Origin of the sequence: Spirosoma utsteinense, from assembly GCF_014282275.1 — a bacterium.
In the GTDB taxonomy this organism is placed as follows: Bacteria; Bacteroidota; Bacteroidia; order Cytophagales; family Spirosomataceae; genus Spirosoma; species Spirosoma utsteinense.
Genome location: NZ_VFIA01000018.1, coordinates 122,380 through 132,999 on the forward strand (window position 1 = coordinate 122,380; position 10,620 = coordinate 132,999).

A 10,620-nucleotide genomic window follows, 5' to 3' on the forward strand; every position below is an offset into this window, starting at 1 on the left:
CTGAATGGATCGTTTTACCGGCCTAATCGGCATTGTTTTAATACTGGGTATTGCCTACGCGCTCTCTAATAATCGAAAAGCTATTAATTACCGAACAGTTGGCGTAGGCTTGCTTTTGCAAACCGGGCTGGCTGTCTTTATCTTAAAAACCGAAGTTGGTGGCCAGATCTTCAACTGGCTGGGCAGAGCGGTGGCCAAGCTGCTGTCATTTTCGGACAAAGGCGCTGAGTTTGTATTTGGATCCCTGGTGAGACGGGACATTCTGGACCGGGCGTTTGGCGCAGGAAACGACTTTATCTTTTTCTTCAAGATCATCCCAACCATCATCTTCGTTGCGGTGCTGGTCAATATATTCTACCACCTTGGCATCATGCAGCGTATTGTGGCGCTGATGGCCCGGGTAATGAAAACGCTCATGGGGGTTAGCGGAGCAGAAGCACTTTCCAACGTAGCCAGCACATTTGTAGGTCAGGTTGAGGCACAGATCATGATCAAGCCTTACCTTAAAAACATGACAAACTCAGAGCTGATGGCTTCTATGACGGGTAGTTTTGCCTGTATAGCCGGCGGGGTTCTGGCGGTCTATATTTCGCTGGGAGTTCCGGCTCCGTACCTGCTGGCCGCCAGTATTATGGCCGCGCCCGGCGCGCTGGTAATCAGTAAGATTGTGTTTCCTGAAACAGAAATGTCGGAGACACAAGGCATCGTCAAAGTGGAAATCAAGAAAAATCATGCGAACCTGCTCGATGCTATTGCGGGGGGAGCCAGTGAAGGTCTTAAGGTAGGTTTGAACGTGGTGGCTATGTTGATTGGCTTTATCGCGCTAATTGCCCTGCTCGACAATATTTTACTGCGGATTGGTGTGTCCTTTCTGAACATGCCCGACCTGAGCCTGAACTTCATGCTGGGCAAGCTTTTCTCGCTGTTTGCCTGGGCGATGGGTGTCCCTGCAAAAGATATTGAAGCCGCAGGAGCGCTGATGGGTACTAAAATGGTAGTGAACGAATTTGTTGCCTACCTGGATATGGTCAAGATCAAGCAAACCCTCGATCCTAAAACCATTGCCATCGTTAGCTTTGCGCTCTGTGGATTTGCCAATTTCAGCTCCATTGCCATTCAGGTTGGCGGGATCAGCGAGTTAGCTCCGAGCCGCCGAAGTGACCTGGCACGGCTAGGCTTTAAAGCGTTGATCTGCGGCACCCTGGCTAGTTACATGTCGGCAACACTGGCAGGATTGTTACTATAGCAGAAGGCATTGATCAGCGCCCGCCTACCATCATTGTATGCTGCCTCGCTACTGGCTGTGCTGTTCGCGCTTACCGGGTTTCAGGGCGTAGCTCAGGCAGGCAGGCAACCAAAAGTTAAGGTAAAGTACCCTTACCTGTTGTACCTGCCAAGCGACTATGCGCCCAACAAAGTAGGATATCCGCTGGTCATTTACCTTCACGGTGGATCGCATAAGGGAAACGACCTCAACAAACTTAAAGGCTACGGATTGCCCTATCTGGTTGATCAAAAAAATGATTTCCCGTTTATAATCGCTTCGCCCCAATGTCCGGATGGTATGTTCTGGTCGACTGAAAACTGGTTCGACTCGCTGTATAGTGAATTGACTACCCACTACCGGGTCGACAAGAAGCGGGTTTATTTAACGGGTATTAGCATGGGTGGGTATGGAACCTGGCAAACGGCTCTGGCTTACCCGGATAAATTTGCGGCTATTATTCCGCTTTGCGGTGGCTGTGATGACTCGACCCAGATCTGCAAGATCAAAAAAATACCTGTCTGGACCTTTCATGGAACAGCCGACGATGTTATTCCAATCGATGAGACGGAGCGGCTGGTCAAACGGCTCAACCAATGTCAGGCTATGGTTAAATTGACCCGGTTACAGAACGTAGGGCACGGCATTGAGTATCTGTACGAAGATAAAAAGCTGTATACATGGCTACTGAAACAGCATAAATAGAAGGCCGATCGCGCCCTACCTATTTGTGCTGTTTCAATAATCTAACGTAAATTCAGTAGACTGGTTCTGATCAGAAAGCCACTGATTTCAGCTTCAGTCCCGTGTCTTCGGGCAAACCAAAAACCAGGTTCATATTCTGCACCGCGTGTCCCGACGCGCCCTTGGTCAGGTTATCGATTACACTCGTGATAAGCAATTGACCATCATGAAGCTCCAGATGCAGAAAGCATTTATTGGTGTTGACAACCTGCTTCACATCGACTGGTGAATCGCTGAGGTGCGTAAATGGATGACCGGCATAGTACGCACGGTACAGTTCTTTAGCCTCATCCAGCGTTCCGGCGTAGGGCGTGTAAACATTGGCCATAATGCCACGCGTAAAATCGCCCCGGTAGGGTACAAAATTGATAGCATGGCTAAAATCGGGGTCGAGTTGGGTAAGGCTCTGCCGGATTTCGGCGAGGTGCTGATGGGAAAACGCCTTATAGATCGAAACGTTATTATTGCGCCACGTGAAGTGGGTAGTAGGTGCCAGGGCCTGTCCTGCACCGGTACTACCGGTGATGGCACTCACCTGAACGGCATCGGTCAGTCTACCGGCTTTGGCCAGCGGCAGTAACGCCAGCTGGATACTGGTAGCAAAACAGCCGGGGTTAGCGATACGCGTAGCTTCCTGAATTCGCTCCCGCTGAAGTTCGGGTAAGCCATAGACAAAATCGTCGTGCTCATCGCGGAAGTCGGCACTGAGGTCGATTACGATAATATCGTCGGAGATGTCGTGTTCCGCCATGAACGTCGCCGAAGCACCATGCCCCGAGCAGAGGAAGAGCGCATCCAGACCATCCTGGGCTACCAGCATAGCCAGATCATCGCCCGTGAATAGCAAATCAGTATCGCCCAGCAAATCAGTGTGCGTAGCCCAAACAGGCTTACCCGCGTGACTTTTGCTATGGACGAACTGGACATTTACGAAAGGGTGATTGAGAAGAATACGCAGCAGTTCGCCACCGGTATAACCCGCTCCGCCAATAATGCCAATGTTAAGTTGATCTGTCACGTTCTATAGATTAGTAAAGCTATCAAGATAGCCTGTGAGCCGTTCATCGACGGCCTGGTCGAAATTCCATCTGTACCTGTCTGTTCCCAGAACCCGGCTGGTGACCGCTTCGGTTCCGATAAGGCCAGTTGCCAGCGTGGGCGGGCTAACTGACCTATAAAAAAGCTACCGTTGTAGCGTCCTGTATAACGCGATATGCTGGTCGACAAACTGGTCCCAGGAGAACAATGCAGCCCGCGCGCGGGATTTAGCCGCCAGTTCGTCCCGTACAGCAGCCGAGTTTATTAAGGTTACCATAGCCTGGTTCAGGGCATCGGCATCGGTGGGCGATACGGTAAGGGCTGCGTCACCAACAACTTCGGCCAACGCTGGTGTTGAGGAGGTGATAACCGGAAGGCCGCACTGCATGGCCTCTAAAGGCGGCAGACCAAAGCCTTCATACAAGGACGGATATACGAATCCCAGCGCGCCCGAATATAGCGGTGCCAGTTGCGCATCGGGCACAAAACCCGTCACCACAATGCGTGACCGCAACGCATCACGTTGAGCCAGTTCGTCCATGATCTGCTCGAACTTCCACCCCTTTGTCCCAACCAGAACCAGTTTCACATCAGCCGGTATATCGCCACTCCGCACAAGCTGGGCAAAACAACGAACGAGATGGTCGATGTTCTTACGCGGCTCAAACGTTGCTACACTTAGCAGGTAGGGCGCGTCACCCAGGTTATACTGTTCCCGCACCGTCGTTAATACCAACTGATCTGTAACGGGATAAAACAGGCTGGGCGAGGCCGCCAGGAGAATAGGTGTAACCCGGGCCGGATCGATACGGGTGTAGTTACAGAAATCCTGCCTGGTGGCTTCCGAGACCGTAACGATGTGTGCATCGGGTGGCAGCCTGTCCAGCACCCGCCGAACGGTATTGTCTCCTTTGGGAAACCATTCGGGATGGAAAATGGGAATCAGATCGTGGACCGTCTGGACAGTCGTCACCGCCCGATCCTGACGAACCGCGTCCGGAATTGGGTATAATGTCGAGTGATAAATACTGTCCCGGGGAAATTGCTGCGTATCGAACTGCGCTTCATCGTCCCCAAGCATTTCTTTGGCCTGATAAAAAACCTGCCGAATTACCTTGGTCGGCAGACTATTCAGGGGAAAAGGGGCCAGCAATCCGTTTTCGATGGCCGCCTGCCGACGCTCGGCGGGGCGGTTTACGAACGCGGGACCGGCACTACCCAGCGTGGTGCGGGCATAGCGCATCGTCTCGGCCAGGTGCGACGAGGCCGCCAGTGACAGCGACACGTCACTGGCTTTCCAGAGCCCCGTCATCAGGCGTTCGGTCACCCGACTGATGCCCGTTTGTGCCTGCTGGTGGTAGAATCCGATGCCCAGTACGCTGGTATCAAGAATTATGTTCACGAATTTTCTCGTAGATCATTACCTGATTCGAGGCTATTTTCGAGAATCCCCGTACATCATCACCCGTCCAGGCGTTGTTCATCTCACCGTAGGAACCGAACGCCGACGACATCAGGTCGTGGGTCGACTCGATACCCAGCACCTGGAACCGGTAGGGAGCCAGCAGAACGTGAACCTTGCCCGTTACATGGCTCTGGGTGTCGGCCAGGAAGGTTTCGATGTTCCGCATGACAGGGTCCATGAATTGACCTTCGTGGAGCATGGTACCGTACCAGTTAGCCAGCTGATCTTTCCAGTACAGCTGCCATTTTGCCAATACGTGCTTCTCAAGGGTATGATGCGCTTTGAGCAGGATAAGCGGGGCCGGCGCTTCGAAACCGACTCGGCCTTTGATGCCGATAATCGTATCGCCCACGTGAATATCGCGGCCAATACCGAATGGTCCGGCCAGTTCGGTTAACCGACGGATGGCGTCGACTGGATTGGCAAAGGTTTCGTCGCCATAGGTTGGGCTTGAGATCGCTTTTATTTCGCCATGCTCAAACGTGAGCGTAACGGTTTCGGGCTCCGATTTCGTTACTTGCGTTGGCCAGGCGGACTCGGGCAGAAACTGGTCGGAGGTCAGCGTTTCCCGACCACCAACCGAGGTACCCCACAAGCCCTTGTTGATGGAATAAGCGGCTTTGTGCCACTCCTGCTCCACTCCTTTCGCTTTCAGGTATTCGATTTCGGCCTCGCGCGACAGCTTAAGATCGCGGATAGGCGTGATGATTTCGGCTTCGGGGATGATAATCCGGAAAGCCATATCGAACCGTACCTGATCGTTACCCGCTCCGGTACTCCCGTGAGCAATGGCCGATGCGCCAATCTCCCGTGCGTACTCGGCGGCTGCAATGGCCTGAAAGATACGTTCGGCGCTCACGCAAAGCGGATACGTATTGTTTTTCAGCACATTACCGAACACCAGAAACTTCAGGCATTGCTGATAGTAGTCATCCGTTTTGGCGATGGTCACGTGTGACTTGACCCCAAGCGAGTAAGCTCGCTCTTCAATGGCGGTCAGTTCGGCATCCGAGAAGCCGCCCGTATCGACCAGCACCGAGTGCACGTCCATGCCCCGGTCTTCGGACAAATATTTAACGCAGAAGGAGGTATCGAGACCCCCGCTAAAGGCAAGTACTACTTTTTGAGACATTGGCAGGAAGACATCAGCCGGTTTTGTTCTCCGGCATCAGGATATGTATGACGGGGCAAATATCGGGTATCCGGCGTTATGTTGGTTCATTTTCAAAGTAACACCAGTAAACTCCCGGGTAATATGCGCACCTCGGCCTGGCCGGACGGTAACGTTAACGGTTCGCCATCGGCATGAATGAGGAGCGGTCCTTCCGTCTGAACAGTTGCCTTTTTAATCGACTGCCCCTGCCAGTAGGCCGACCGGTTGAGGGTTTTATTGAACAGCTGCCAGGCGAGCAGACCGGCTACCTGTATAGGAAACCGGCGCATTTCGCACTGTTCCAGATACCCATCGGCAATGTTGGCCGTTGGTGCCATCCAGGCGTTATTACCAAATTGCCCCGCGTTGGCAAACGTCAGCGAGAACAGTTCTTTTTCTTCATGTCCATTGAGCAGGAACCGCCCCGGCTGGTAGGCCCAGAATGCGTTGAAAGCCGTACGCACATACGTCGGCAGGCCACGTACAGGCTGTTTGGCAAACGCATGGGCAACATAGGCTTCGAAGCCCAGCCCAGCCGTACAGAAGAACGGATGTTCGTTGATTTCGCCACTGTCGATCACGACCGGACGCCCGTTCAGGGCCCGTTCGATAGCGTTTGCCGGATGGAGCGGAATACCCAGATGCCGCGCCAGGCCATTTCCGGAACCGATGGGCACAATACCCAGTGAGGTGGCCGACCGCCTTATCGCCTGCGCGGTTTCATTGATGGTCCCATCGCCCCCAATGGCAAATACGCGACTGACCCCCTGCTGAAGAGCAGCGCTGGCCAATTCGGTGGCGTGACCGGGATGGGTGGTAAATACGGCCTCGGCGGCATACCCCAGCGTATCGGCCCGGCGCAGAAACATATCGCGCAACCGGGCTTTTTGCGCAACAGACGTAGTGCCCGATAGCGGATTGATGATGGCCAGAACAGCCGAACGTGCAGTCACTCAGGAAAAAAAGACGAAAAGGAGAATAATAAAGACGACGATAAACACATAGTACCAACCATCGGAAAAGATGTATGGCTTATACTCGTCATAAAATTTACGGATATTTTTCATAGTGGTGGTGGTTAACCCTGCCAGTGGCTGAAAGCCCTGGTAGTGGTTGAGCAAGAATTACCTGAATGTGCTCAACCACTACCAAGATCTTCGACCACTGGCAGGGTTATGGGTCTGGCTTGCTTACGACGCCTGTCCTCCGTTTACGGCCAGCACGTGTCCATTAACGAAGGAGGCTTCATCGGAAGCCAGGTACAAATAAGCATAAGCAATGTCCGACGGTTCGCCGATACGCCGGGCAGGAATAGTAGCGATGGCCTGGTTTTTTACCTCTTCGGGCATGGCATCGGTCATGGGGGTACGAATATATCCCGGTGCTACAGCGTTGGCCGTAATACCCTTTGGACCAAGCTCTTTAGCCCAGGAGCGAACCATCCCGATGATCCCCGCCTTGGCGGCAGCATAGTTCGTTTGCCCGAAAGCACCATGTACACCCACAATGGACGAGGTGCAGATGATACGCCCGTACTTTTGTTCGACCATGAACGGTGCAATGACTTTCGTACAGTTGAACACGCCGGTCAGGTTTACATCGATAACCTGCTGCCACTCGACAAATGACATTTTGAGGAGCGTTTTATCCCGGGTAATGCCCGCGTTGTTAACCAGAATATCGATTCGGCCGTAGCGATCGACAATATCGCGGGCTGCCGATTCGATAGCCGGCACGTCGGTGGTACTGATGGCCATAAATTCGCATCGGTATTCCTGATCACGCAGGGCCTGAGCCGTCGCTTCACCTTCTTCCAGTAGATCCCAGATGACAACGGTAGCGCCTTCGCGGCAGAATACCTCGGCGGCTCCCTGACCGATACCTCGGGCGGCCCCGGTAATAATGGCAACTTTATCCTGTAGTCTCATAGTTTGATGACCGCTTTTCCCACCACCCGGCGTTCCATCAGGTCACGCAGGGCATCGGGTGCTTCGGCTAGTGTGTACAGTTTGTAAATATGCTGCTGGAGCTGTCCTGACCCGATCCAGCTCAAAATCTGATTGAAGTTTTGCAGGCTCATTGCCGGCTCCCGCTGGGCAAAAGCGCCCCAGAATACGCCTACAATCGAGGCACCTTTGAGCAGAGCCAGATTTAGCGGGATACTCGGAATGTCGCCAGCGGCAAACCCAACCACCAGGTATCGACCCCGCCAGGCCAGCGACCGGATTGCCGGTTCAGCGTATCGGTCGCCAACGGGATCATAAACAACGTCGACCCCGGCACCAGCCGTGAGCACTTTGATACGATCGCGGAGGTTTTCGGTGGTATAGTTGATGGTTTCGGTAGCACCCATCAGCCGGCAAACGGCTAACTTCTCCTCACTCGACGCTGCGGCAATGACGCGGGCACCCATGAGTACGCCCAACTGAACAGCCGCCAGTCCTACGCCCCCGGCCGCACCCATCACCAGCATCGTTTCGCCCGGCTGCAGGTTGGCCCTGTCTTTCAGGGCATGATAGGACGTACCGTACGTATACATCGTCGATGCGGCCGTTACGAAATCCATTGTTGGCGGCATAGGCAGCGTGGTAGCGGCATCTGCCACCACTTCTTCGGCAAACCCACCGTGTCCTGTCATCGAAAACACAGCATCGCCCACCTTCAGACGACTAACGCCCTCCCCTACTTCTGTAATCGTGCCTGATACTTCACCACCGGGTGAAAACGGGAAAGGCGGTTTAAACTGATACTTCCCTTCAATGATCAGCGTGTCCGGGAAGTTAACTCCGCAGGCTTCGACCCGGATAACGACCTGTCCTTTTCCGGCTTTGGGGCTGGGAAGATCGGTCAGGAGAAGTTGGTCGGGCGGCCCGAACTGTTGACAAATAATGGCTTTCATAGCGGTGGTTAAGCCAGCGGTTAAACGAGCGGATTACCTGAACAGCTAACCCCTATCGTCGTTCAAAACTACGGCAATTTAGGGGAGCCTCACCGACATGTACCCATTTTTAAAACGAGCCTATCTATTTAGCTTTACCAAAAAACCGATTTGCCCCAATGAAATCATACCGTTGCCTGCTCCTTCTGTGCTTACTCTCGTTTCCGGCGTTCAGTCAGCCCGTTGCTGCCGACCGCCGGGCTATCCTAAGCATCCTCAAACGCCAGACCGATGACTGGAACAATGGCCGCATCGACAAATTCATGACCGCCTACTGGCCGTCTGATTCGCTGACATTTGTGGGAAAAGCCGGCATTACCTACGGATATGAACCTACCCTGTCCAACTACAGAAAACGATATCCCGACCGGGCATCGATGGGATCGCTCAGGTTCGACATTCTACAGCTGGACTTTCCGGCCCCGAACGTCGCTTACGTCATTGGCCGCTGGAGCCTGACGCGCCCTAAAATTGGCAATGCCGATGGTCATTTTACGCTCCTGTGGCGAAAGAGCAAAAAGCGATGGGTAATCGTCAGCGACCATTCCAGCAGCAGTAAGTGATGATTCCGTTCAGCCTAATTTGCTGTTAACCGGCGACGGCTCGACCATCTTGGGTTCTTTCACCGAGAGCCGTTCACGCAGTTCGGTGACTGGCTTCTCGAAGTATTTAAACAACAACGTCGACAGGACCAGCACCAGCGTCCAGAACAGGCCTACCTTTAGCCAGCCAACCACAAGTGATGTAGTTGGAATGCGGTCGATGAAGGTCATCATGATGGGCGTCAGGTTCAGCAGATACATCGAGTACGATATCAGGCTGATATGTGTAATTGCCCGGGCAATGCCCAGGCGCGTCAGCATACCCGGAGCCGTTCGCCAGCCATCCATATAGGGCAGCAACAGCGTCATACTTAAGCCGATGAACAGGAAATAAATACTTCGCTTGTAAAATATGTAAGCCGGATACAACCCTGTTTCGACGTAAACGTGCAGGATATAGATCGACGCTGAAAAGGCAATCAACATCGTCAATACGATTCCCAGCACCAGCGCCCGCCGACGTATTCCCTCGTTAGCCCATTGGGAAGGAAAGTAATATTTCAGATAAGCCGCCAGTACGCCATAACTGATAGCGTCCAGTCGGGTAATGACGATACCGCGATAGCCGAGTTCGCCAGCGGAAAGTGGTATCTGAACCGCCATAAAAAGTCGATACAGATTTGAGCCGATAATGACGGTCAGGATCATGACCAGGGCAATGCGCCGACGTGTCCAATGCGCCGACAGCGCTGTATGAAGCAGCCACAGCACCAGCGGCAGGGTTATGTAGGACCACTCTTCGATGGCTAAGCTCCAGGTTTCAGGAAAGAACCCGATCAACTCTTCGCTGAAATTTTGCAGAAACAGGAAATAAGTAACCAGGGTTGGTTTGGGTGGCAGTGTGTGATGAAAACCGCTCCGCCACGCCCGCAGCAAAGAAGTCACGATGAGGCCGGTCAGGACCAGGTAATAGGCGGGCAGCGTACGAAACCACCGGCGCGTCCAGAAGTTAAGCAACAGTTTACGGTCGAAACCCTCGTTCTTTTCGTAGGATCGAATCAGGATACCGCCAATTAAAAAACCACTCAGCACAAAGAATAGCTCGACACCATCGGGTAGCAGATGATGCCAGAACGCCCCGTTATAATAGTCTTTGAGCGCGATGGTCGCGTGGGAATCGACCACAATTAAAATGGCGATGGCCCGCATGACATCTAACCCGAAGACGCGCTTCGTATGCAACGTCCCGAGCGAAAACAAATTAGTTAGCATAACAACCACGAAGGTAAGGCGGGGCAAGGAATGATGAATGATGAATGATGAATGATTTTCAATCCTAACACCGACCTTTGCCGCGCTCATCATTCATCATTCATCATTCATCATTCATCATTCATCATTCATCATTCATCATTCATCATTCATCATTCATCATTCATCATTCATCATTCATCATTCATCATTCATCATTCATCA

10 protein-coding genes are annotated in these 10,620 nt (G+C 52.9%); 3 read left to right on the forward strand and 7 right to left on the reverse strand.

The window, feature by feature from the left end:
* The first annotated feature begins 4 nt into the window (after positions 1 to 4).
* The gene (locus FH603_RS15695; RefSeq protein ID WP_186738478.1) at positions 5 to 1,246 is read left to right on the forward strand and encodes a NupC/NupG family nucleoside CNT transporter; all 1,242 of its coding nucleotides are present in this window, start codon (positions 5 to 7) and stop codon (positions 1,244 to 1,246) included.
* A 33-nt stretch (positions 1,247 to 1,279) separates the two neighbouring features.
* Positions 1,280 to 1,969 carry a carboxylesterase family protein gene (locus tag FH603_RS15700; protein WP_208493179.1) on the forward strand — a complete coding sequence of 230 codons (690 nt, stop codon included), beginning with the start codon at positions 1,280 to 1,282 and terminating at the stop codon, positions 1,967 to 1,969.
* A 70-nt stretch (positions 1,970 to 2,039) separates the two neighbouring features.
* On the opposite strand, the gene argC is transcribed toward FH603_RS15700, so the two are convergent.
* From argC to FH603_RS15730, 6 genes are all read right to left on the reverse strand, one after another.
* A complete protein-coding gene (argC, locus tag FH603_RS15705; protein ID WP_186738479.1) occupies positions 2,040 to 3,026 on the reverse strand; it encodes an N-acetyl-gamma-glutamyl-phosphate reductase in 987 nt (328 codons plus the stop codon).
* 165 nt (positions 3,027 to 3,191) lie between these two features.
* Positions 3,192 to 4,448, reverse strand: coding sequence for a glycosyltransferase family 4 protein (locus tag FH603_RS15710; protein ID WP_317171329.1), 1,257 nt, complete (start codon positions 4,446 to 4,448; stop codon positions 3,192 to 3,194).
* The gene (locus FH603_RS15715) at positions 4,432 to 5,643 is read right to left on the reverse strand and encodes an argininosuccinate synthase (RefSeq protein ID WP_186738480.1); all 1,212 of its coding nucleotides are present in this window, start codon (positions 5,641 to 5,643) and stop codon (positions 4,432 to 4,434) included. Before FH603_RS15715 ends, FH603_RS15710 begins: the two co-directional genes overlap by 17 nt.
* Positions 5,644 to 5,735: 92 nt before the next feature.
* Positions 5,736 to 6,617: a diacylglycerol/lipid kinase family protein gene (locus tag FH603_RS15720; RefSeq protein WP_186738481.1), complete on the reverse strand. Its 882-nt coding sequence runs from the start codon at positions 6,615 to 6,617 to the stop codon at positions 5,736 to 5,738.
* 237 nt (positions 6,618 to 6,854) lie between these two features.
* Entirely contained in the window at positions 6,855 to 7,592 is a 738-nt protein-coding gene (gene fabG, locus FH603_RS15725; RefSeq protein WP_186738482.1) for a 3-oxoacyl-ACP reductase FabG, read from the reverse strand.
* Positions 7,589 to 8,563, reverse strand: a complete 975-nt coding sequence (locus FH603_RS15730; RefSeq protein WP_186738483.1) for an NADPH:quinone oxidoreductase family protein — start codon at positions 8,561 to 8,563, stop codon at positions 7,589 to 7,591. The genes fabG and FH603_RS15730 overlap by 4 nt, the downstream gene beginning before the upstream one ends.
* A gap of 158 nt (positions 8,564 to 8,721) precedes the next feature.
* On the opposite strand from FH603_RS15730, the gene FH603_RS15735 reads away from it, so the two are divergent.
* Positions 8,722 to 9,165 carry a YybH family protein gene (locus FH603_RS15735; protein WP_186738484.1) on the forward strand — a complete coding sequence of 148 codons (444 nt, stop codon included), beginning with the start codon at positions 8,722 to 8,724 and terminating at the stop codon, positions 9,163 to 9,165.
* A 9-nt stretch (positions 9,166 to 9,174) separates the two neighbouring features.
* On the opposite strand, the gene FH603_RS15740 is transcribed toward FH603_RS15735, so the two are convergent.
* Complete coding sequence (locus tag FH603_RS15740; RefSeq protein ID WP_186738485.1) at positions 9,175 to 10,416, reverse strand: acyltransferase family protein; 1,242 nt, start codon at positions 10,414 to 10,416, stop codon at positions 9,175 to 9,177.
* Positions 10,417 to 10,620 lie beyond the last annotated feature (204 nt).